Genomic DNA, 23877 nt, shown 5'->3' with positions numbered 1-23877 from the left:
CGGGGCCGCAGCTTTTGATAATCGCAACCCCATGATCACGCCTCCTGAAACCGTTCGCACCAACAGCCCCCGCGTCGCCTGTGATGGCGCCAGCGATATTCGCGGTGGTGCAGCGCTCGGCCATCCGCGCGTCTGGCTGCAGATCGACGAAAAGGGCTATGTCGAATGCGGCTATTGCGACCGCCGCTATGTGCTGATCGGCGGTCCGGCGGACGTTCCCGAAGCCGCCTGATTGCGGCGGTATCGCGGGCTTCCTGCGATTTACCTTGCATTTCTGGCGCTTTGGCATCATATGCCGCTCCAAGCAGCGCGCCTAGGCACGGGAATCCTTCCCAATGCCCCTTATGAACCGGCAGCGTGAACTTCGTTCCGGCCTCGCCCCAAGGGCAGGCTGACGCGATAGGCCGGGTCCTGAAACCCCGCTGCTTGATTTTCGAACATCCCAATTCACGCGGGGCGTTTTCCTGAAGTTTCCGGACAACCATCCGGCGGCTTCTGAACCCCGCAATGCGCGCGCCGCCCGAAATGGGCGAGGTTCGCGCGTTGCTCTTTTTGAAGAGTATTTATGTCCTATTTCCACGAACTGGGTCTTGCTGACCCCATTTTGCGCGCGCTCGATTCCAAGGGTTACGATACCCCGACGCCGATCCAGCGCGATGCGATCCCCGCATTGCTTGAAGGCCGCGACCTGCTGGGCATCGCCCAGACCGGTACTGGCAAGACCGCCGCGTTCTCGCTGCCCTCGCTGCATCACCTGGCCAAGGAAGCCAAGGGCCGCAGCCATCGCGGCGTCCGCATGCTGGTCCTGTCGCCGACGCGCGAGCTGGCCGCACAGATTGCCGAAAACATGCGCGTCTATGCGCGCTATCTGAACCTTTCGGTCAATTGCGTGTTCGGCGGCGTGCCGATCAACCAGCAGAAGCGCAAGCTGCAGGCTGGCACCGATGTGCTCGTTGCCACGCCCGGCCGTCTGCTCGACCTCATCGAACAGCGCGCGATCACGCTGGAAAATGTCGAGATCTTCGTGCTCGACGAGGCCGACCAGATGATGGACCTGGGCTTCATCGTGCCCTTGAAGCGCATCGCATCGATGCTGCCCAAGCAGCGCCAGAGCCTTTTCTTCTCGGCGACCATGCCCAAGGCAATTGCCGAGCTGGGCGCGCGTTTCCTCAACAACCCCGTGCGGGTTGAGGTCGCGCCGCAATCGACCACCGCCGAACGGGTCGAACAGTATGTGACCTTTGTCAGCCAGAGCGAAAAGCAGGCGCTGCTGACGCTGAAGCTGCGCGAGATCAAGCCCGAGCGGGCGCTTGTCTTCACCCGCACCAAGCATGGCGCGGACAAGGTGGTGCGCGTGCTGGCCGGTGCGGGCATCCGTTCTGCCGCCATCCATGGCAACAAGAGCCAGTCGCAGCGCACCGCTGCGCTCGCCGCGTTCAAGGATGGCGAGATCAAGGTGCTGATCGCGACCGACATCGCCGCGCGCGGTATCGACATCAATGGCGTCAGCCATGTGTTCAACTATGACCTGCCGAACGTGCCCGAGCAGTATGTGCACCGCATCGGCCGCACCGCGCGCAACGGCGCGGATGGCATTGCCATCGCGTTCGTCAGCAATGACGAGCGGCCGCTGCTCAAGGACATCGAGAAGCTGACCAAGGTCAAGCCGGTTCCGATGCCGCTGCCCAAGGGCTTTACCGAGGCCGCAGCCCAGTTGCCGCCCCCGGCCAAGGCACCCGAGCGCCCCGCCCAGGGTCGCGGTGGTGAACGTGGCGGTTCGGGCGGACGCAATTACGGGCCCAAGCGCGACGGCGATCGTCGTCGCTCGGGCGGCGGTGGACGTCCCGGTGGCGGCGGTGGCCGCTCGGGTGGCGGCGGCCGTCCCGGCGGCGGCGGTGGCGGCTCGCGTGTCGGCGGCGTCGGCGCGCACAAGGACAGCGTCAAGCGGGTGGGTTAAGTCCCATGAAGCCCTCTCCCCTTGAGGGGAGAGGGTTGGGAGAGGGGCCTGCGATGCGCTGTGCCCCTCTCAGCTTCGCCTAATCAGCAAGCTGATAAGGCTCCGCGTCTCTCCCCTGAAGGGGAGAGAGCATAATGAATTCATGCCGCACCCGCCCGGAACAGCATCGCGTCGCCGTTCATGCAATAGCGCAGGCCCGTGGGCTTGGGGCCGTCCTCGAACACATGGCCCAGATGCCCGCCGCACCGCCTGCAATGCACTTCGGTGCGCGGATAGCCGAGCAGCGTGTCGGTGCTGGTGCCGACCGCCTTGGGCAGCGGCGCATAGAAGCTGGGCCAGCCGGTGCCGCTTTCGAATTTCGTCTTCGATGAGAACAAAGGCAGCTGGCAGCCTGCGCAGATGAAGGTGCCGGCGCGCTTTTCCTTGTTCAGCGGGCTGGTATAGGGGCGCTCGGTCCCTTCCTGGCGCAACACATAATATTGGTCGGCGCTCAGCTGCTTCTTCCACTCGGCATCGCTCTTGGTGATCTCGAACTTGCCCTTGGGCCGCGCGCTTGCGCCGCCGAACGAAAAGCCTGCCATCCCCAGAACGCCAAGGCCCGCTGCACCAAACAGCCCGGCCTGCAGAAAATCGCGTCTTTGCATCGTCACTTCCCGTGTCATCGTCCCGGCCGGTTCGCCGGGCACGATGCCACAGTTACGCAGGCGCTGCCAACGCAGCTTCAATATTTGCTCAAGCTCACCTGCATCGAACGATAGCCATGGACGAAGCAGGCGCGCACGCGCACCGGCTCTTCCAGCACATTCACGCGCATGCGGCGCTTGGCCATTTCCTCGAGCAGGATCGAAATTTGCAGTTCGGCCAGCCGCGCGCCGACGCAGCGGTGGATGCCATAGCCAAAGGCCAGGTGACGGCGCGCATTTTCGCGGTCGACGATGATCTTGTCGGCATCCTCGAACACGCTCTCGTCGCGGTTGCCCGAAATATACCAGAGCGCGATCTTGTCGCCCTTCTTGATCGGCTTGCCGAACAGGTCGTAATCGGCGAGCGCAGTGCGGCGCATATGCGCGAGCGGCGTCTGCCAGCGGATGATTTCCTGCACCGCATTGGGGATCAGCGCAGGGTTCTGCTCCAGCTTCTCGCGCTGGTCGGGGAACTGGTGCAGGCCATAGGCCAGGCCCGACATCGAGTTGCGGGTGGTGTCATTGCCGCCGACGATCAGCAGGATGAGGTTTCCCATGAACTCGAACTCGTCCATCTCGCCCATCGCGTCGGAATGGATCATCATCGAGATGAGGTCGGGCGTGGGCTCGGCGTTGATTTTCGCATCCCACAGCTTCTTGAAATAGGCACCCATCTCATACAGGTGCTTCAGGCGCTCCTGACGCAGCTCCTCGCTGTGCACGAGCTCGATATCGCCCGCCCAGTCGGACCATTCGGTGAGCTTGCGGCGATCTTCCCACGGGAAGTCGAACAGGATGGCGAGCATCTGGGTGGTGAGCTCGATCGAGACCTTGTCGACCCAGTCGAACGGCTGGTCCCAGGGCAGGCCATCGAGAATCTCTGCGGTGCGGCGACGGATGTCGTCCGACATGCGCTTCATTTCGGTCGGCGTGAACGCGGGCGCAACGGTGCGGCGCTGGCCGGTATGCTTGGGCCGGTCCATCGCGATGAACATCGGCATCACCAGCTCGGTGCCGTCATCGACCCGGTCGGCCAGCGTGATGCCGCCGAATTCATAGGAGGAGGAGAAGATCTCGGGCAGCGCCTCGACATGCTGGATCGCCTTGTGGCTGGTCACGTTCCAGAAGCTGCCGAACGCGCCGTTCTCGGTCCAGTGGATGGGATCGCGCGATCGCATCTGGCGGAACGGCTCCTGCCAGCGATCTTCGACATACCAGCTCGAATCGCTCATGTCGTAGTTCATGTCGGCGCCGGTATCTTTCAAAACGGTGGCCATGGCTCTCTCCTTGCGTGCAATCCGGGACTGGGTGCGTGCGATCCGTATCCGGGGGTTGCGATGTCCCACTGGGGTGCCGCCTGGGGCGGTCTATGGAGAGAAAGTCTCACCTTACTGACAGTTTTGTCAATACAGTTTCGATCTGAAACCGATAGGCCGCTGCCGGGCTTCGACAAGCGCCGGGCGTGAACGCAAAAAAATGGCCGGGATGTCGCCATCCCGGCCTTGAGTTGTCAGTTCGCAGGAGGAACCTCTGGAGGTCTGCGGCGGTGCTAGCCTTCCGCCGCAGACCAAACTCGTGAACTCAGTAGTTATAGGCGCGCTCTCCATGTTCGGAGATGTCGAGCCCAGCCTGCTCGACCTCTTCGGAGGGACGCAGACCAATGGTGAACTTGAGCGCGTAGAAGAGCACGGCGGAGACCAGACCCGACCAGATGACGGTGATGCCCACTGCCTTGATCTGGGTGATGACCTGTGCGGCCATGTCATACTCGCCCACGCCCGCCGGGAAGACGGTGTAGTCGAAGAAGCCCTGTCCGCCGAGCGCCGGGTCGGCGACGATGCCGGTGCCGATCGCGCCGATGATGCCGCCGACGCAGTGGACGCCGAACACATCGAGCGAGTCGTCATAACCCAGCTTGTTCTTCACCGTGGTGACGAAGAAGAAGCAAACGATCGAAGCTGCAAAGCCGAGCAGAATCGAGGTCATCGGAGCGGCCAGACCCGAAGCCGGGGTGATGGCGACCAGGCCAGCGACGGCACCGGTGGCAGCACCCAGCAGCGAGGGCTTCTTGTGGACGATCTGTTCGATCACGGCCCAGGCAACGGTGGCAGCGGCAGTGGCGACGAAGGTGTTGATGAAGGCGACGGCGGTGACGCCATTGGCTTCCAGGTTGGAGCCGGCGTTGAAGCCGAACCAGCCCACCCACAGCAGCGAGGCACCGATCATCGTCATCACCAGCGAGTGCGGCGGCATGTTCTCGGTCTTGTAACCCAGGCGCTTGCCGATCACGAGGCAGCCGACCAGACCAGCGATACCAGCGTTGATGTGCACCACGGTACCGCCGGCGAAGTCGAGCGCACCCATGCCCCAGAGCAGGCCGGTATCGGTGGGGGCATCGGGCAGGAAGTCCGGGCCCGCCCAGTACCACACCATGTGTGCGATCGGGAAATAGGCCAGCGTCAGCCACAGCACCGTGAAGATGATCAGCGGGGTGAACTTGATGCGCTCAGCGAACGCGCCGACGATCAGCGCCGGCGTGATGCAGGCGAAGGTCATTTGGAACACCACGAACGCGAGTTCCGGAATATACACGTTGTTCGAGAAGGTTGCGGCAAAGGTGGTGCCGTCAACGCCTGCCAGGAACGCCTTGGACAGGCCGCCGATATAGGGCGATCCGCTGGTGAAGGCGAGGGTATAGCCCCAGCTGACCCAGACCAGAGCGGCCACCGACACGATGGTCAGCACCTGCATCAGCACCGAGAGCATGTTCTTGGTGCGCACCAGGCCGCCATAGAACAGGGCCAGGCCGGGGATCGACATCATCAGCACCAGCACCGAGGAAATCAGCATCCAGGTGGTGTCGCCCTTGTCGACCATGCCTGCCATCTGTTCGACGGTGGGGGCCTTGATCGGCCCGGCAACGGCGGCTTCCACCACCTCTTCGGTCACTTCGGCGACCGCCGGTGCGGTCGTGGCAGCCCAGGCCTGGGCCGCAGTGAATACGCTGAGCGCTGTCGTTCCGACCACAGCGCCAATTGTGTGCAAAGGTTTCATCATTCCCCTTTCCCCTTACAGTGCCGTGTCGCCGGTCTCGCCGGTGCGGATGCGCGTCGCGGCCGCCAGGTCGAAAACGAAGATCTTGCCGTCACCGATGGAATCCGTGTTGGCGGCTGCCTGGATGGTTTCGACCACCTGCGGGGCGATGTCGTCGCTCACCGCGATCTCCAGCTTCAGCTTGGGGACCATGTTGGTGGTATATTCCGCGCCGCGATAAATCTCGGTCTGGCCTTTCTGGCGGCCAAAGCCCTTCACTTCGGTCACAGTCATGCCCGCGATGCCCAGGCTGGTCAGCGCCTCGCGCACTTCGTCCAGCCTGAAGGGCTTGATGATGGCAATGATGAATTTCATTACGCCCCCTTTGGTAATATTCTTGCGGGGTTGGCCCCGTCACCGCAGGAAAGCTACGCAAAGCACGTGCCAAATGCGCAGAAGCCGTGAATCCTAACGAATTGCTAATCCGCCCTGCGGTCAGGCGCACATTTTTTGTGCAGATGCGAACGGTTGCGTAAAATTTAGGCAGCATTCGTGCTGCACCTGCACACAGCACGGGCGCGCCACCTTTCCCTTTGCGCTTGGCCAGCCATCGGGCTAATCCGCATCGCGTGACTGAGGCTGCCATATCGATCGACACGCTGCGCAAGGTTTACGCTGGTGCAGGCAAGGCCCCCGACAAGCTGGCGCTGGACGGCGTGAGCTTCGACGTTCCGCGCGGACAGATATTCGGGCTGCTCGGCCCCAATGGTGCGGGCAAGTCGACGCTGATCAACATATTGTCGGGCATGGTGCGCAAGACCTCGGGCTCGGCGCGTATCTGGGGCTTCGACATCGACGCCGATCCGCGCAACGCCAAGGCCTCGATCGGCATCGTGCCGCAGGAGATCGTGTTCGATCCGTTCTTTACCCCGGCCGAGGCGCTGGAATTGCAGGCAGGGCTGTTCGGCGTGCCCAAGGCGCATCGGCGCACCGCAGAGCTGCTGCGCGCGGTGCGGCTGGAGGACAAGGCCGATGCCTATGCGCGGACGCTGTCGGGCGGCATGAAGCGGCGGCTGCTCGTCGCAAAAGCCATGGTGCACTCGCCGCCGATCCTGGTGCTCGACGAGCCGACCGCAGGCGTCGATATCGATCTGCGCCAGCAATTGTGGGATTATGTGCGCGAACTGAACCGCGCAGGCGTCACCATCGTGCTGACCACGCATTATCTCGAGGAAGCCGAAGAGCTGTGCGACCGCATCGCGATCATCAACCACGGCAAGCTCATCGCCAACAAGCCCACCGCCGAGATGGTCGGCATGGCGCGCGAAAAGCTGATCGTGCTGACGCTCGACCAGGATATCGCCACGCTGCCTGCCGACCCGGATTTCGACAAGGTCAGCAAGCTCACCGATCGCATCGTCGAGATCGGTTACAGCAAGGACAAGCTGAACGCCGGCCAGGTGATGACCCGCGTGCGCGCGGCGGGCTATGACATCGTCGATGTCTCGACCCGCGAGCCCGATCTGGAGGATGTTTTCCTGAACCTCACCAAGGCGGTGGCGTGAGAGCCGTTTTTGCAACAGTTGCAATCGCTGCCCTCGTTTCCGGCTGCATATCCCGCCCGTCGAGCGGTCCGGTCGCACTGGACGCATTGCTATCCTTCGAAGACCCCGCACTGTGCAATTTGTCCCCCGAAACAGCCCGCTTTCTGCTGGCCATGGTTAAGATCGATCCGAATGCCGTGGTCGATCCTGACCGCCACCTGCGTGTTGGCCAGATTGCCGCACCGGCTCCGCTCATGCAGGTATTTGATAAGGTTGAGATGACCCGGCATGATGGCTGGACATCGTTCGCCGTCCGCACGTCAGGGACGATGCTAGGTCTGCCTTTGTACGCCATTCACCAGACGTACCCGGAAGGCGGCGACCCAGGCGAGTTCAGCTTCGAGTTTGCCGCTCCTGTGGCTGCCGTGTTCTCGACGCTGCGCAAGAACGGCTTTCCCGTCGAGATTGACAAGGATGTGTCACTGGGAGAGCCCGATGGTTACGAACGGATTGTCAGTCTTCAGGAAAGTCCCGATGCCCCTCAACGCTCCTTGCTCACCTGTGGCTACCGCTGATGCAACATGATGTCCTGATCATCGGATCGGGCGCGGCAGGGTTGACCGCAGCGCTCAGCCTCGCGCGGCATTGCCGGGTGCTGGTGCTCGCCAAGGGCGATATCTCGGGCGGGTCGACCGCCTGGGCGCAGGGCGGCATCGCGGCGGTGCTCGAAGACGGCGATACCTTCGACAGCCATATCGAGGACACGATGGTCGCGGGTGCCGGGCTCAACCGGCGCGAGACGGTCGAGTTCGTCGTCGAAAACGCGCCCGCGGCGATCCAGCATCTGGTGGACCTGGGCGTGCCGTTCAACCGCAACGGCGGCAGCGGCGACCATGCCGACGACCTGCACCTGACGCGCGAAGGCGGGCACAGCCACCGGCGCATCGTGCATGTCGACGATGCCACCGGCTGGGCGGTGCAGCAGGCGCTGGAACGCGCGGCGCTGGCCAATCCCAATATCACGCTGCTGCCCGATATGGTCGCGATCGACCTGATTGCCGACCGGCACCGCGCCCAGCCCTCGGGCGACAGGCGCATCTGGGGGGCTTATGCGCTCAATCGTGCCACCGGTCATGTCGAGGCGCTGACGGCGCGCGCAACGCTGCTCGCCAGCGGCGGTGCGGGGCGCACCTACCTGTTCTCCACCGCGCCCCGCGGGGCGACCGGCGACGGCATCGCGATGGCGTGGCGCGCAGGCGCGCGGGTCTCGAACATGGAATTCATGCAGTTCCATCCGACCTGCCTGTTCAACCTCAACGTCAAGAATTTCCTGATCACCGAGGCGGTGCGCGGCGAGGGCGGGCATCTGCTGATCCCTGAGACCGGCTATCGCTTCATGGGCGATTTCGACGAGCGGATGGAACTGGCGCCGCGCGATGTCGTCGCCCGCGCGATCGACCACGAGATCAAGCGACTGGGCCTGGACTATGTCCATCTCGACATCAGCCATCAGCCGCCCGAGTTCGTGAAGGGCCATTTCCCGACGATCCATGAAAAGCTGCTGGGGCTCGGGATCGACATCACGCGCGATCCGATTCCGGTCGTCCCCGCGCAGCATTATACCTGCGGCGGGGTGCTGATCGACCTGAACGGCCGCACCGATCTTCCCGGGCTCTATGCAGCGGGCGAGGTCAGCCAGTCGGGCCTGCACGGGGCGAACCGGCTGGCGTCGAACAGCCTGCTCGAATGTTTCGTCTTCGGCGATGCCGCCGCGCGTGACATTATCGAACATTGGGACGAGCTGGGGCCGCCGCCCGCCATCCTGCCCTGGGATGAAAGCCGGGTTACCGATTCGGATGAAGAGGTGATCGTGCAGCACAACTGGCGCGAGATCCGCCGGTTCATGTGGGACTATGTCGGCATCGTGCGCACCACCAAAAGGCTGGAGCGCGCGCGCCACCGCATCGAACTGCTCCGCAGCGAGGTCGAGGAATATTACGGCAATTTCCGCGTCACCCCCGATCTGGTCGAGCTGCGCAACCTGATCGAGGTTGCCGATCTGATCGTCCGCTCAGCACTCGAGCGCAAGGAAAGCCGGGGGCTGCATTATAACAGCGACTATCCCGATCTACTGCCGGTCGCCGAAGACACGGTGCTGGTGCCCTAGCCTTTTCCCCTCCCGCTTGCGGGAGGGGCAGGTTCAGCTTGCTGAACCGGGGTGGGGGCCAGAATGCGGCCATCGGCGCCTCCCCACCCCACCCTGCGGGCACCCCTCCCCAAGGGGAGGGGAGACTGTCGCACCACCAGGAATGCACTGCTCATCGCGCCCAGCGCCTTGTTCGCCGCAAAAGCGGCCACCGGCCCGGAACCCGTGGCAAGACCGCTTCAGCGCGGATACACTTGCCGTGCCGCATGGTCGCCAACCTTCAAGCCGCTAGAAAGCCCGACATGGTCGCCCGCCCGCTGGTCCTGATCCTTGCCACTGCCGCGCTCTCGGCCTGTGTGTCGACGCCGAAACAGGTCGCGCAGCCGCGTCCTGCGCCGCCGCCGCCCGCGCGCGTCCAGCCGGTGCCGCCGCCGCTGGCGCCGCGCGCCGCCAATGAGGTTCCTCAAGGGCTGCGCGACGAACTGCAGGCGCTGTGGCGCAGCTTTCCCGGCAAGACCGGCATTGCGGTGCGCCGCATTGATGGCGATTGGGTGGTCGGCCAGCGCGGCGGAGAGCTGTTCCCGCAACAGAGCGTTTCCAAGCTGTGGGTGACCATGACCGTGCTGGAAAAGGTCGATCGCGGCGAGGTCTCGCTCGACCAGGAGGTGACGATCACCGCCAATGACCTGACCCTGTTCCACCAGCCGCTTGCCGCGCGGGTGTCGCGCGAGGGCGTCGTGCGTGAAACCGTGCGCTCGCTGATCAACGAGGCGCTGACCGCCAGCGACAACAGCGCCAATGACGCGTTGCTGCGGACCGCTGGAGGTCCTGCGGCCGTGACCGATTTCCTGCGGCGCAAGGGCCTGTCGCAAATCCGCTTCGGCCCGGGCGAGCGCCTGCTCCAGAGCAGCATTGCAGGGGTCGAGTGGCGGCAGGAACTCTCGGCCGGGCGCGCCTTTCAGGCGGCGCGCGACCGGGTGCCGCTCGACAGGCGCCGCAACCTGCTCTCGGCCTATGTCGCCGACCCGATCGACGGGGCGAGTCCTGAGGGGATTGTCGATGCGCTGGCGCGGCTGGCGCGCGGCGAACTGCTCAGCCAGGCCTCCACCCGGCTGATGCTCGACACGCTTGGGCGCACGCGCAGCGGCCCCAACCGGCTGAAAGCGGGTGTTCCTATGGGCTGGCAGTTCCTCCACAAGACCGGAACCGGCCAGGATCTGCCCCCGGTTTCGACCGGCTACAACGATGTCGGCATCATGACCGCGCCCGATGGAACCCGCTATGCCGTAGCGGTCATGCTGGCCGAGACCACGGCCGGCATCCCGGCGCGGATGCAGCTGATGCAGGCGGTGTCGCGCGCGGTGGGGCGCTGGCACCAGCGCTGAGCGGGCGGGGCGCGAACAACCCTACCGTTCGTTGAAACAATGTGTTATCTGCGGGGCGGGAGACATTTGTTTCGTTCGCTGTAACCGGCCTTTGCGATTTGGGAATCGTAATCGGCCGGAGCGGCAGGAGAGCTGCGAACTCATGTCGGTCCCCCTTCACGCCCGAATTCTCGGGCCCGTCCTCTGACTGCCCCCGAGATGGTGGCGTCCCCCGCTGTTCCGCCGCGCGCCAACCCGCTGACCGATTCGGCCAGCTGGACCGCCATGCGCAATGCCTGCATCGCCGATCCCGGCGCCTTTCATGGCGATCAGGCGCGCAGCGCCATCTGCTGGTATCTGCCCGAGCATCAGGCCTGGGGCTTTTACGATCGAGATGCCGGCGGCTGGACCGGCTGGGATGCCGCCACCGGCGCACCGCGCAGCCTTGATCTGGCGCAGGACTATATGCCCTGGGCACGCGGGCTCAATGCCGATGATCCGCCCAACTGGCGCTGGTTCGAGGGTGCCTATACCAATAGCGGCTTCAACGAGGTCGACCGGCATGTGGTCGCAGGCCATGGCGCCGAGACCGCGCTGATCTTCGAGGGCGACCGCTGGAACATGTCCAGCGACAACGGCCGCGGCGGCCCGGTCGATTGCTATCCGGTCAGCCGCAAGGCGCTGATGCTGGAAGCGGCGAAATGCTCGCTGGCACTGACAGCGCTGGGGCTCAAGGCCGGCGATCGCATCGCGCTCAACATGCCGTCGATCCCGGCGCAGATCTACTGGACCGAAGGCGCCAAGCGCGCCGGCATCATCTATACGCCGGTATTCGGCGGGTTCAGCGACAAGACCCTGTCCGACCGCATTGCCGATGCCGGTGCGCGGATCGTGATCACCGCCGATGGCAGCTATCGCAACGCGCAGATGGTGCCGTTCAAGACGAGCTATACCGATCCTGCGCTCGACAATTTCATCGGCGTCGGCACGGCGATGGAGCGGCTGGCAGGCGCGCTCGATGATCCCGCCAACGCAGCGGACGCCAGGGTGCGCGATGCGATCACCGGGGCGGTCACCGAATTGCTCGATGGCGAGGTGACGGTCGAGCGATCGGACGTGATGCGCGGTGTCGGTCGCGCGCTCGACGATCTGGCGCAGGGCTCGGCCCTCAACGCCGCCCAGGCCGCGAACCTGCGCATGGCGATTGCCTCTGCGCTGGTCGATTCTCCGCCGCGTGTCGAGGCGGTGGTCGTGGTGCGCCACACCGCGCAGCCCGACCTGGTATGGAATGCAGGCCGCGACCATTGGAGCCATGACCTTACCGGCCAGGCGAGCGCCGCGATCCTGGATGCCGCGCGCGCGTCCGGGCTGGATGTCGCCGACGAGGCCGCGCTGCTCGCGCTGCCCGATGCGGATTTCGTGGCTGCGATCTGGGCCGTGTCGAAGCCGCTGCCAGTCGATTCCGAATATCCCAATTTCATCATCTATACTTCGGGTTCGACCGGAAAGCCCAAGGGCGTCGTGCATGTGCATGGCGGCTATTGCGCCGGTGTCGCCGCGACCATGCCGGTGGCCTTCGATGCCGCGCCCGGCGATGTCATGTTCGTCGTCGCCGATCCGGGCTGGATCACCGGGCAGAGCTATCTGATCGCAGGGTCCTTGCTGTGCCGGGTGACGACGATCATCACCGAAGGCTCGCCCGTCTTCCCGCATGCAGGCCGCTTCGCCTCGATCATCGAGCGGCACAAGGTGCAGATCTTCAAGGCCGGCGTCACCTTCCTGAAAAGCGTGATGCAGGATCCGGAGAACCTCAAGGACATCCAGAATTACGACATGTCGTCGCTCAAGGTCGCGACGTTCTGCGCGGAGCCGACCTCGCCCTCGGTCCAGGCGTTCGCGATGGAGCATGTCACGCCCTGGTATATCAACAGCTATTGGGCGACCGAGCATGGCGGCATCGCCTGGACGCATTTCTACGGCAATACCGACTTTCCGCTTCGCCCCGATGCGCACACCTATCCGCTGCCCTGGATTGTCGGCGATGTCTGGGTGGAAGACCCTGATGCGCCCGATCTGGAATTCGGGCTGGAGCGCGACGAGCCCGGCGGCGTGCCGTGGCGGCGCGCGAAGAACGGCGAGAAGGGCGAGATCGTCATCGCGCTTCCCTATCCCTATCTCACCCGCACCATCTGGGGTGATACCGACGAATTCACGCTGGAACCCGTGTCGGGCGGCATCCGCGTCAACCCGCTCTGGCGCGGGGATGCCGCCCGTTACGCGTCAACCTATTGGGGGCGCTGGAAGGGCACCTGGGCCTATACCCAGGGCGATTTCGCGATCCGGCACGAGGATGGCTCGTTCTCGCTGCATGGCCGCTCGGACGATGTCATCAACGTCTCGGGCCATCGCATCGGCACCGAAGAGATCGAAGGCGCGATCCTGCGCGACAAGACGCTCGATCCCGGATCGCCGGTGGGCAATGTGCTGGTCGTCGGCGCGCCGCACCGCGAAAAGGGGGCGACGCCGATTGCCTTTGTCACGACGATTGCCGGACGCAGGCTCACCCAGGACGACCGCCGCCGTCTGACCGACCTTGTCCGCACCGAAAAGGGCGCGGTCGCGGTGCCGCAGGATTTTCTGGAGGTCGCAGAGTTTCCCGAAACGCGTTCGGGCAAGTACATGCGCCGCATGGTCCGCGCGATCGTCGAGGGCGGCGATATCGGCGACACCTCGACGCTGCGCAATCCGGAGAGCATCGATGCGCTCAAGCTTGCCGTTGCCGCCTGGCAGCGCAAGCAGCAGCTGGCCGAGGACCAGGCGCTGTTCGAGCGCTACCGCTATTTCCTGATCCAGTACAATGATCTGGGCGACGGCAAGCGCGTCGCGACGGTCACCGTCACCAACCCGCCAGTCAACGCGCTCAACGAACGCGCGATCGACGAGCTGGTGATCGTGGTCGAGCATCTTGCGCGCAAGGATGATGTGATCGCGGTGGTGTTTACTGGGCAAGGCACCGCCTCGTTCGTCGCGGGCGCGGATATCCGCCAGATGCTCGAGGAAGTGAACAGCGTCGAGGAAGCCGGCGTGCTGCCCAACAATGCGCAGCTGGCCTTTGCCAAGATCGAGACGATGGGCAAGCCCTGCATCGCCGCGATCCAGGGCGTGGCGCTGGGTGGCGGCATGGAATTCGCACTCGCCTGCCATTACCGCATTGCAGAGCCGATGGCGCGTTTCGGCCAGCCGGAGATCAACCTGAGGTTGCTGCCCGGCTATGGTGGAACGCAGCGGCTGCCGCGCCTGCTCGCCGAACGGCGCGCTGCCGAAGGGCTGCGCGATGCGCTCGATCTGATCCTGGGCGGGCGCGCGATCAGCGCTGCCGAAGCGCTGGATCTGGGCGCGATCGAACAGGTCGCCGATGGCAGCGACGATGTGCTGAGCATGGCGCATGCGATGGTGCGCGAGTTTGCGCGGCACGGGCCGGAAAGCCCGCTGGGCAAGGCCTTTGCCGATCGCAAGGCGATGACCAAGCGCTGGGCCAATGCGGCGCATATCGACCTGGATTCGGTGCTGGAAGACGCGTTCCTTCAGCGCATCCTGAAACAGCTCGACTGGGCGGGGCGTGGGCCGGCAGGGCGGCGCGCGCTCGATGCGGTGCGCACCGGCTGGACGCAAGGCATGGCCGCCGGATTGAAGCGCGAGGGCGAGCATTTTGCCGAAGCGATCATCGATCCCGAAGGCGGCAAGACCGGCATCCGCCAGTTCATGGACAAGCAGTCGCCGCCGCTCCCCGTCCGCCGCAACGGCGTGTGGATCGACGACGAGCATGAGGGCAACAAGGCGGCGATGATTGCCTCGGGCCAATTGCTGCCCGTCGGCGCGCCTTTCTATCCGGGCGTCACCGCGATCCCGCCCAGGCAGCTCGCCTTCGGCATCAGCCGCGATCCCGATACCGGCGCGCCCCGTTTCGGGCCACCTGCTAGCCATGAGCGGGAGCATATCGTGCCCGTGGTCGCGCCCGAGCCCAATGAGGCTCTGGTCTACATGCTGACCAGCGAGGTCAATTTCAACGATATCTGGGCGCTCACCGGCATCCCCGTCTCCCCCTTTGATGGGCATGACGAGGATGTCCAGATCACCGGATCGGGCGGGCTCGCGCTGGTCGCCTCGCTGGGCAGCGAGGTGAAGGCCGAAGGGCGGTTGCGCGTCGGCGACATGGTGGTCGTGTACTCGGGCACCTCGGACCTGCTCTCCCCCCAAGCGGGCAACGACCCGATGTTCGCGGGCTTTGCGATCCAGGGCTATGAGACCAAGACCGGAAGCCACGCGCAGTTCCTCAACGTCCAGGGACCGCAGCTGCACCGCGTGCCGCCCGATCTGACGCTCGAGCAGGCGGGCAGCTATGTGCTCAACCTGGGCACGATCACCCGGTGCCTGTTCACGACGCTGCAAATCGTGCCGGGCAAGACGATCTTCGTCGAAGGCTCTGCCACCGGGACCGGGCTCGATGCGCTGAAGAGCAGCATCAAGTCGGGGCTCAAGGCGACGGGTCTGGTGTCGAGCAGCGACCGTGCCGCATTCGTCAAGGATCAGGGCGCGGTCGGGGCCTTGAACCGCAAGGACCCGCGCTTCATCGCCGCCTTCACCCCGGTGCCGGACGATCCCGATGCGGCCAGAGCCTGGGAGCGCGAAGGCGAAGGACTGCTGGAGGAATATCGCCGGATGAACGGCGGCAGGCTCGCCGATTTCGTCGTCAGCCACGCGGGTGAAAGCGCCTTTCCACGCAGCTTCCAGCTGCTGGAAGAGCATGGCACGCTCGCCTTTTACGGGGCGTCATCGGGCTATCATTTCAGCTTCATGGGCAAGACCGGCAGTGCCGCGCCATCGGACATGCTGGCCCGCGCGCAGCTGCGCGGCGGGGAATCGGTGCTGCTCTATTATGGTCCGGGCAGCCGCGATCTCGCCGATCCGCTGGGTCTGGAAATGATCGAGGCGGCGCGGCTGTACAAGGCGCGCACCGTGATCGTCACCACCACCGACGGGCAGCGCGAATTCCTGCAATCGCTGGGGCTGGAGGAGTCGGTCGAAGGCATCATCAGCCTGGAAGGGCTGAAGCGCCGTGACAGTGAGTTCGAATGGCCCGAGACCCTGCCCAGGCTTCCCGATGCCCGGGCCGATATCGAGCGGTTCAAGGAGGGCGTGCGCCGCTATCAGCAGCACACGTTGAAGCCCTTTGGCACCGCGGTCGGCAAGATCCTGGGCTCGCCCGGCAATCCGCGCGGGGTGCCCGATCTGGTGATCGAGCGCGCCGGGCAGGATTCGCTCGGCGTGTCGACCTCGCTGGTCAAGCCGTTCGGCGGCCGCGTGGTCTATGCCGAGGAGATGGCGGGTCGCCGCTACACCTTCTACGCGCCGCAGGTCTGGACCCGGCAGCGCCGGATCATCATGCCCACCGCCAATATCTACGGCACCCACCTGTGCAACGCACACGAGGTGACGGTGATGAACAACATGATTGCAGGCGGGCTGCTCTCGGTCACCGAGCCCCTGGTCGTCGATTGGGACGGCCTGCCGGAGGCGCATCAGGCGATGTGGGACAACCGGCATACCGGCGCGACCTATGTCGTCAACCATGCGCTGCCCGCTCTGGGCCTGCGCAGCCGCGACGAGCTGCTCGAATATTGGGCAAGCGCAGCGGCCCGCATCCAGGATTGAACGCACACAAGCCGCCCCGGTGCGGGCAGGCAGGAGATAAAGACATGACGGCAGGCAAAGGCAAGGGCGCGAAGGTCGATCCGGCGGGCGGCAAGGCGGCAACGGGCAGGCTGGCGGGCAAGGTGGCGCTGGTCACCGGTGCCGCCGGCAATCTGGGCGGCGCGATCATCCGCCGCTTCATCGCCGAAGGGGCCACCCTGGTGATGACCGGACGCACCGAGGAGCGGCTGGCCGCGGCCAAGCAGGCGCTGCTCGACGAAACCGGGGTGGAGGATGCGCGCGTCTTCACCGTGATCCTCGACGGAGCCGATCCGGACTCGGTCCGCGCCGGGATCGATCAGGTCAAGGCGGCGCTCGGCCGCATCGATGTGCTGGTCAACAATGCAGGCTCTGCCGGCCCCCGCCAGACGCTGGAAAACGTGCCGCTGACCCGCGCCGAGATGGAAGCCAATGGCGATACCGAAACGGTCGCCGATGCGATGCGCAACCTGCTGGGCGTCAGCTGGAACCTCACCCGCGCCGCTGCGCCGATCATGCCGGTGGGCGCATCGGTGGTGAACATCTCGACGATCTTCTCGCACACCCGCTATTATGGACGCACCGCCTATGTCGTGCCCAAGGCGGCGCTGAACGCGCTGAGCCAGGAGCTCGCCAAGGAGCTGGGCGCGAACGGCATCCGCGTCAACACGGTCTTTCCCGGCCCTATCGAGAGCGAGCGTATTCGCACGGTGTTTGCCGCGATGGACAAGCTGCAGGGCGAGCCGGAGAACACCACCGCCAGTCATTTCATGGGCCGGATGACGCTCGAGCGCGCGGTCGGCGATGCGCCCAAGCAGAAGACGCTGCCGGTGCCCGGTGACATTGCCGATGCGTGCCTGTTCCTCGCCAGCGATGAATCCGCGGCGCTGAACGGCAACGAGATCGACGTCACCCACGGCATGCAGGTGCGCAAGGATTCGCGCTCCACCTATATGACGCGCCCGTCGATGCGCTCGCTCGACGGCGCGGGCCTGACCGTGCTGATCGCGGCGGGCGAGGCTTGGGAAGACGCGCTGGAAATGGCGAAGATCCAGGCGGCATGCGGTGCGCGCGTGCTGCTGGGCATGACGCGGCAGGTCGATGTCGCGCAGGCCGAGGCACGCGTCAAAGCGCAAGGGGCCGAGGAAGGCCTCACTATCATGCGCTTCAACCGCGCCGAGCCCGAGGGCATGGAGGCGGCGATCCGCGCCTATTCGGACGCGCATGGCGCGATCCACAGCGCCATCGTGCTGCCGGTCAAGCCCGCCGGCCATTTCGGCGACAGCCTGGTCGCGGCGTCCGATGCCGAGGTCGATGCGCTGATCGATGTCGAGCTGACCGGCACGATCGCGGTCGCGCGGACGCTGCGCCGCTATTGGAAGACACGCACCGACCTGATGCAGGACCCGCGCTTCGTGTTCATGTCCGGACCCAGCGATGGCAAGGGCAACAAGGCGGGCCGCATCCTCACCGCCGCGATCGCGCAGCTGATCACCATCTGGCGCGATGAATCGCGCGTCGATTTTGCGCAAGGCCGGCAGAAGCGCGCCGCCTGGGGCAACCAGATCGTGCGCTATACCAATGCAGAGGACGAGAACACGCGCTTTGCCGCGGGCCATGCGACGCGCATCGTCTTCAAGGAACAGAAGATCACCGAAACCTCGCTCTACCTGCCCGCCAATATCGGCGAGGAAACGGGTGCGCGCCGGGCGATGCTGGGCTTTGCCGAGAACATTACCGGGCTGCATCTGGGCAAGGTGGCGATGATCACCGGCGGATCGGCCGGGATCGGCGGCCAGGTGGCGCGGCTGCTCGCGCTCGCCGGTGCGAAAGTGATGATGGTCGCACGCCGCGCCAGCGAGCTGGAAGCCGCGCGCGAACGCATCGTCGGCGAGCTGCAGGATGTCGGCTTTTCGGGCGTCGAACGCCGGGTCAAGATCATGGCCGATGTCGATGTCAGCGATTTCGATTCGCTGCGCCGCGCGGCGGACGCCACCATGGCCGAGTTCGGGCGGATCGATTATCTGATCAACAATGCCGGGGTCGCAGGCGCCGAGGACATGGTCATCGACATGAGCCTCGACATGTGGCGCTGGACGCTGGATGCCAACCTGATCAGCAATTACCTGCTGATGCATTATGTCGTGCCGATCATGAAGCGCCAGGGATCGGGCTATATCCTCAACGTGTCGAGCTATTTCGGCGGCGAGAAATTCCTGGCCGTCGCCTATCCCAACCGCGCCGATTATGCGGTGTCCAAGGCCGGACAGCGTGCGATGGTGGAAAGCTTCTCGCGCTTCCTGGGCCCCGAAATCCAGGTCAACGCGATTGCCCCCGGCCCGGTCGACGGCGATCGCCTGTCCGGCACAGGCGGCAAGCCCGGACTGTTCCTGCGCCGTGCGCGCCTGATCCTCGAGAACAAGCGGCTGAACGCCATCTATGCCGCGGTGATCGAATCGATCCGCGAGGGGGCAGAGGTCACGCATGTGCTCGGCCGGCTGGCGCGCAACGATACCGGCTATCTCAGCCATGACCGTTCGACGCCCGATCCCTTGCGGCTGCTTTGCCTGGAGCTCGCGCGCGAGGGCGACGGCATCTGCACCTGGGACCGCTATCTGCTCACCGCCGATATCGCCGGTCGCCTGCTCGCGCGGCTGCGCTCGGCGGGCTATCTGCTCGGCCATCCCGAATGGCAGGAGCGCAGCGGCACCAACGAGGGCCTGACCGGCTGGCTGATGGCGCTTCCGCCCGATGACATGCCGTACCTGCCGCAGGAACGCATCGGCAAGGAGGCCGACAAGGTCGGGCGCGGCGTGCTGTCGCAGCTGCATCTGGGCGCGATGCCCAAGGAGAGCGAAGTTGCGCAAGCCACGGTCTTCTACCTCGCCGACCGCGCGGTGAGCGGCGAGACCTTCATGCCTTCGGGCGGCCTCAGCGTCGAGCGCTCCTATACCGAGCGCGAAATGTTCGGCAGCCCCAAGCAGGAACGGCTCGAACAGATGAAGGGCAAGATCGTCTGGGTGATCGGCGAGCATCTGGCCGATTATATCGCGGAGACCGCCAACCATCTGATCGGCGGCCTGGGCGTCGCGCGCATGGTGCTGCTCACCCGCAGCGAAGCGGGGGGCGCAGGCGTGCTCGCCATGCTGGACCAGGAAGTCGCCGACAAGGTGACCGTGCGCGTGTGCGGCGCGGACATCGAAGGCGCGATGGACCAGGCGCTGACCGAATTCGGACGGCCGACCACCGTGGTCTCGACGCCGATGGCGGGCCTGCCCGACCGGTTGTTCGAGGACGGCGCGATGCTGGCACCCGAGGAATTCCGCGACCTGTGTGAGGAAAACCTCACCCATCATTTCCGTATCGGCCGCAAGGCCTCGCTTTATGATGGCTGCCAGCTGGTGCTGGTCTCGCCAGATGTGCCCTTCGGCCAGAGCGGCCCGGCCTTTGCGCTCGCCAATTTCGTCAAGACGACGCTGCACGCCTTCACCGCGACGCTGGCGGTGGAAAACGAGCGGCTGGTACACGATGTGCCCACCAACCAGATCAACCTCACCCGCCGCATCCGCTCCGAAGAACCGCGCAACGCGGTGGAGCATCAGGAAGAGCTGAAACGCTTCGCCCGCGCCGTCCTGCTGGTCGGCGCACCGCTGCCCGACGCGCAGGATTCGCGCTATCGGGCACGGATCTACAGGGGCACGTCGATGACGGTGTAGCGCGAAGCGCGTGCGGGGGAGGCTCCTTTGCCTGTGCGCTAGCGCAGCGCCTAGCTGCCCCCGCCGACCAGATACAATCCCCGCCCATGCGCTTTCAGCCAGCGGTCGGCGGACTTGCGGTCGCCTTCGAACAGCGCGTCGAGCCATGCGTAGAAATCGGCGCTGTGGTTCATGTGGCGCAGATGTGCGACCTCGTGCGCGACGACCGAGCGGCGCACCATGTCGGGAGCCATCACAAGCCGCCAGTTAATGCGGATGGTGCCATTGGCCGAGCAGCTGCCCCAGCGGCGCGCTGCACTGCTGAGCGCCAGCGCGGGCGCGGGAACGCCGGCGCGGGCGCAGTAATCGGCCAGATCCGCCGTGCACAGCCTTTTGGCCTTGGCCTTGAGCCAGCGGGTGAGGCGGGCTTCTACCAGATCCTGCGCCCCGCCCAGGCGGATGATGCCATCGGCGGCGACGACGGTGCGGCCATGCCGCGCATCCCAGTCGATGCGGTGATCCGCGCCGCGATACGGGATCAGTGCGCCCGGCGCGATCGGGGTGCCGCTGCCGGCGCGGGCGAAGCTGGCCTCGATCCAGTCGGCCTGGGTGCGGGCAAAGGCGATCCCCTCGCCCAGCCGGGCATGGCGCGGCAGCGTGAGCAGCAGCGCGCCCCTGGCCGGATCGGTGCGCAGGCGGATGGCGCGCGCACGCGGATGACGGCGCACGACCAGCGCATAATCGCGGCCGTTGATGGTCAGCCGCTCGGGGCTGCCGGACGGCGCGGGCTTGCGCAGCAGAAGGCGGGTGAGCGAGGACCCGCTGCCGATCACAATTCGGCCTCGATGATATGGTGCTCGATCGGCCCGGCATGCACTTCGGAGATCACGCGTCCGACAACCGAATGGCCGCCGGCATGCATGGCAGCGGCACTTCCGGTGTTCAGGTGATGCCAATCGGGCAGCGGCAGGCCCTGGGCGCGCAGATTATAGGCGCAGGTCGAAGGCAGCCAGCCGATCGACCCGACATTGCCTTGGGTCAGGCGCAGGCAATCGGGCACCAGCGCGCGGCGGTGGCGGTAATCGGCGCAGCGCGCGGTGCGCGTGTCGAGCAGGCGGCAGGCGACATTGGTGGGATAGATGCGGCCGGTGTCTTCATCCTCGACCTTGTGCAGGCAGCATTTGCCGCAGCCATCGCAAAGCGCTTCCCATTGCGCCCGGTCCAGGCCGGCGAGCGGCTGTTCCCAGAAGCGGTTTACGCCGTCCATTTGTCGATTTCGGCGGCGATCGCTTCGGGCGTACCGTCATAGGGCAGCAGTGCGATCGGCTCACCCTTCTTGCCCATCAGATACGCCTGGCGGCTGTGATCGACCAGATAGGCCTTGGGGTCTGCGCCTGCGGGCTTCTGCGCCTTGTACATGACAAGATAGGCGTCGGCGACCTGCTTGATCTGCTCGGGCGTGCCGGTGAGGCCGATCAGGCGCGGGTGGAACGCACCGACATATTGCTTGAGCACCTGCGGCGTGTCGCGCTCGGGATCGATGGTGATGAAGATCGGCTGGATCTGGCTGGCCCGCTCGGGCTGCTGCTTCTCGAACCTTGCAAAGCCCGCGGCGATCTTCTGCAGGTCGACCGGGCAGACATCGGGGCAATAGCTGTAGCCGAAATAGATGATGCGGAATTTGCCGGCAAAGTCGGTGTCCTTCACCGTCTTGCCATTCTGGTCGGTCAGCGCGAACGGACCGCCGATCCGCGCGCCTTCCAGCGGGGCCTCGGGCTTGGCGGTGCTGCTGTTGCACGCGGTCAGCGACAGGGCGACCAGAAGGGGGGCGGTGATGGCGGCGAAAAGGGATTTGTTCATGACAGCTTCGTCCATGCTCTGCTATGCAGCCGCTTTCAAGGGGGCTTGATCACAAACGCGATCCGTTGACCGGGTCGCGCCCTGAACGAGGACTTTGCACACGTGCATCATCGCATGACCCGCATTTTGAACCGGTTTTCGCTGGCCTTTCTCGCCGCGCTGGCGCTGCTGCTGCCGGTGGCCGCGCAGGCCCAGTTTTCCGACAGCTACAACTTCCTCAAGGCGGTGCGCGAGCGCGACGGCGACAAGGCGACGGAGATGCTGAACGAGCCGGGCAGCACCATCGTCAACACCAAGGATCTGACCAGCGGCGAGACCGCGCTGCACATCGTCACCGCGCGGCGTGACCTGACCTGGATGGGCTTTCTGCTCCAGCGCGGTGCCAATCCCAATGCGCGCGACAAGAACGGGGTCACGCCGCTGATGCTGGCGACCAACCTGCGCTTTGTCGAAGGCGCAGAAACGCTGCTGGGACGCAAGGCGCAGGTCGATGCAACCAACAATTCGGGCGAAACCGCGCTTATCCGCGCGGTGCAGCTGCGCGATCTGGCCATGGTGCGCCTGCTGCTGAAGAACGGCGCAAACCCGGACAAGCAGGATACCATCGCCGGCCAGTCCGCGCGCGACTATGCCGATGGCGACTTCCGCAATCCGCAGATTATGGAAGCGATCACCGCCAGCGACAAGGACCGCAAGGCCGGTACCGGCGCGCCCAAGGTGTTCGGACCCACGGGGTGATGGGCTAGACCCAAATCCTCCCCCAGCAAGCTCGGGGAGGATTTTATCCTTCGGGAAAGCGCTCGAACTCAGGCAGCTCATGGGCGCTTTTCATCCAGCCGATGCGATCGGCGGTCTGGATATGCGCCATCGCGGGAAAGGCATCGGGATCGTCGAAGGTCGCGGTCTGGATATCGACCAGGCCGGGCAGCGCCGCCTCGTTGACATAGAACAGCCCGGTCCCGCAATGGGGGCAGAAGCTGCGCTCGGCATGTTCGGATGACCGATAGATCGCAGGCTCACCCTTCAGCAGGTGAAAGGTCGTGCCGGCCACCGCCGTCCAGCCGACAGCGGGTGCCCCGGCGCAGCGCCGACAGTCGCTGCAATGGCACAAAGCCGTGCGCGGGGCCTCGTCCTCGTTTCTTGGCGCGTCGACGGCAAAGCGCACCGCGCCGCAATGGCATCCGCCCTCCTGCCGGGTCATGCGCCGGCTCCCTCGGTTTCGGCCTGAGCGATCAGGTCATTGTCGATGGCCTTGGCGCGCATATAGGCGGGGCGGGCGCGCAGCCGTTCGGCATAGGCGGTAAAGGCTGGGTTGGCGGGCAGGGTGCCGAAGGCCTGGCCCCAATCGACCTGCGCACCGACATAGACATCGGCAGCGGTGAACCGGTCGCCGCAGATATAGTCGCGCCCGGCCAGCCAGCCTGCCAGCGCATCGACGACCAGGTCATAGCTGCCATAGCCCAGCATCGCCTGCTTGTCCTCGGGGCCTTCCCAGCCCATCGACCGGTTGGTGATCGCCTGTTCGAGCGGGCCTGCACCAAAGGCCATCCAGCGATAATAGGCCGCCCGCTCATGGACTTGCGGCGCCAGTCCGGCATCGGGAAAGGCGTCGGCAAGATAGGCGCAGATCGCGGCGCACTCTGTCACCACCTGGCCGTCGTGCACAATTGCGGGGACCTTGCCCATCGGGTTGATCGCGCGATAGTCGGGCGCCTTCATCTCGGGCCCGTACTGCACCAGGCGCTGTTCGTAATCCGCGCCCACCTCTTCGAGCATCCAGCGGGCTATCTGCCCGCGCGACATGGGATTGGTATAGAAAATCACGTTGCTCATCGCTTTGTCCCCTCTTGTTCCGACTCGAGATC

18 protein-coding genes are annotated in these 23877 nt (G+C 65.2%); 9 read left to right on the top strand and 9 right to left on the bottom strand.

What is annotated here, in order from left to right; translation table 11 throughout:
• Positions 1 to 31 precede the first annotated feature (31 nt).
• Entirely contained in the window at positions 32 to 232 is a 201-nt protein-coding gene (locus OU999_12990; GenBank protein ID WAC22661.1) for a zinc-finger domain-containing protein, read from the top strand.
• A gap of 333 nt (positions 233 to 565) precedes the next feature.
• Complete coding sequence (locus OU999_12985) at positions 566 to 1957, top strand: DEAD/DEAH box helicase (GenBank protein WAC22660.1); 1392 nt, start codon at positions 566 to 568, stop codon at positions 1955 to 1957.
• 140 nt (positions 1958 to 2097) lie between these two features.
• Here OU999_12985 and msrB read toward each other — a convergent pair whose 3' ends face one another.
• The 4 genes from msrB to OU999_12965 all read right to left on the bottom strand — a co-directional run bounded on the left by msrB (position 2098) and on the right by OU999_12965 (position 6048).
• Positions 2098 to 2538: a peptide-methionine (R)-S-oxide reductase MsrB gene (msrB, locus tag OU999_12980; protein ID WAC25426.1), complete on the bottom strand. Its 441-nt coding sequence runs from the start codon at positions 2536 to 2538 to the stop codon at positions 2098 to 2100.
• Positions 2539 to 2678: 140 nt separating this feature from the next.
• Positions 2679 to 3917, bottom strand: coding sequence for a cytochrome P450 (locus OU999_12975; GenBank protein ID WAC22659.1), 1239 nt, complete (start codon positions 3915 to 3917; stop codon positions 2679 to 2681).
• Positions 3918 to 4221: 304 nt separating this feature from the next.
• Entirely contained in the window at positions 4222 to 5697 is a 1476-nt protein-coding gene (locus tag OU999_12970) for an ammonium transporter (protein ID WAC22658.1), read from the bottom strand.
• Between the two features lie 12 nt (positions 5698 to 5709).
• The gene (locus OU999_12965; protein WAC22657.1) at positions 5710 to 6048 is read right to left on the bottom strand and encodes a P-II family nitrogen regulator; all 339 of its coding nucleotides are present in this window, start codon (positions 6046 to 6048) and stop codon (positions 5710 to 5712) included.
• Positions 6049 to 6302: 254 nt separating this feature from the next.
• Between OU999_12965 and OU999_12960 the strand changes: the two genes are divergently transcribed.
• The 6 genes from OU999_12960 (at position 6303) to OU999_12935 (ending at position 20173) form a co-directional block, all read left to right on the top strand.
• Complete coding sequence (locus tag OU999_12960) at positions 6303 to 7238, top strand: ABC transporter ATP-binding protein (protein ID WAC22656.1); 936 nt, start codon at positions 6303 to 6305, stop codon at positions 7236 to 7238.
• The gene (locus OU999_12955; protein ID WAC22655.1) at positions 7235 to 7792 is read left to right on the top strand and encodes a hypothetical protein; all 558 of its coding nucleotides are present in this window, start codon (positions 7235 to 7237) and stop codon (positions 7790 to 7792) included. The genes OU999_12960 and OU999_12955 overlap by 4 nt, the downstream gene beginning before the upstream one ends.
• Positions 7792 to 9384: an L-aspartate oxidase gene (nadB, locus tag OU999_12950; GenBank protein WAC22654.1), complete on the top strand. Its 1593-nt coding sequence runs from the start codon at positions 7792 to 7794 to the stop codon at positions 9382 to 9384. Before OU999_12955 ends, nadB begins: the two co-directional genes overlap by 1 nt.
• Positions 9385 to 9665: 281 nt before the next feature.
• Complete coding sequence (locus OU999_12945; protein WAC22653.1) at positions 9666 to 10748, top strand: serine hydrolase; 1083 nt, start codon at positions 9666 to 9668, stop codon at positions 10746 to 10748.
• Positions 10749 to 10946: 198 nt separating this feature from the next.
• The gene (locus OU999_12940) at positions 10947 to 16439 is read left to right on the top strand and encodes an AMP-binding protein (protein WAC22652.1); all 5493 of its coding nucleotides are present in this window, start codon (positions 10947 to 10949) and stop codon (positions 16437 to 16439) included.
• A gap of 44 nt (positions 16440 to 16483) precedes the next feature.
• Positions 16484 to 20173, top strand: coding sequence for an SDR family oxidoreductase (locus OU999_12935; protein ID WAC22651.1), 3690 nt, complete (start codon positions 16484 to 16486; stop codon positions 20171 to 20173).
• A 50-nt stretch (positions 20174 to 20223) separates the two neighbouring features.
• On the opposite strand, the gene OU999_12930 is transcribed toward OU999_12935, so the two are convergent.
• The 3 genes from OU999_12930 to OU999_12920 are packed head-to-tail and all read right to left on the bottom strand — an operon-like array spanning position 20224 to position 22012.
• Positions 20224 to 20985, bottom strand: coding sequence for a SprT family zinc-dependent metalloprotease (locus OU999_12930; protein ID WAC22650.1), 762 nt, complete (start codon positions 20983 to 20985; stop codon positions 20224 to 20226).
• Positions 20982 to 21419 (bottom strand): YcgN family cysteine cluster protein, encoded by a 438-nt coding sequence (locus tag OU999_12925; protein WAC22649.1) that lies wholly within the window; start codon positions 21417 to 21419, stop codon positions 20982 to 20984. The genes OU999_12930 and OU999_12925 overlap by 4 nt, the downstream gene beginning before the upstream one ends.
• Positions 21407 to 22012: an SCO family protein gene (locus tag OU999_12920; GenBank protein ID WAC22648.1), complete on the bottom strand. Its 606-nt coding sequence runs from the start codon at positions 22010 to 22012 to the stop codon at positions 21407 to 21409. The genes OU999_12925 and OU999_12920 overlap by 13 nt, the downstream gene beginning before the upstream one ends.
• A 114-nt stretch (positions 22013 to 22126) precedes the next feature.
• On the opposite strand from OU999_12920, the gene OU999_12915 reads away from it, so the two are divergent.
• Positions 22127 to 22750 (top strand): ankyrin repeat domain-containing protein, encoded by a 624-nt coding sequence (locus OU999_12915; protein ID WAC22647.1) that lies wholly within the window; start codon positions 22127 to 22129, stop codon positions 22748 to 22750.
• A 43-nt stretch (positions 22751 to 22793) separates the two neighbouring features.
• Here the strand turns inward: OU999_12915 and OU999_12910 are convergent, their stop codons facing one another.
• Positions 22794 to 23213, bottom strand: a complete 420-nt coding sequence (locus OU999_12910; GenBank protein ID WAC22646.1) for a GFA family protein — start codon at positions 23211 to 23213, stop codon at positions 22794 to 22796.
• Positions 23210 to 23845 carry a glutathione S-transferase family protein gene (locus OU999_12905; protein WAC22645.1) on the bottom strand — a complete coding sequence of 212 codons (636 nt, stop codon included), beginning with the start codon at positions 23843 to 23845 and terminating at the stop codon, positions 23210 to 23212. The genes OU999_12910 and OU999_12905 overlap by 4 nt, the downstream gene beginning before the upstream one ends.
• Positions 23846 to 23877 lie beyond the last annotated feature (32 nt).

This window comes from Blastomonas sp. SL216, assembly GCA_026625625.1.
GTDB lineage: Bacteria > Pseudomonadota > Alphaproteobacteria > Sphingomonadales > Sphingomonadaceae > Blastomonas.
The sequence above is the reverse complement of the archived record's forward strand: the minus strand, read 5'-3'. Positions and strand labels throughout refer to the sequence as shown.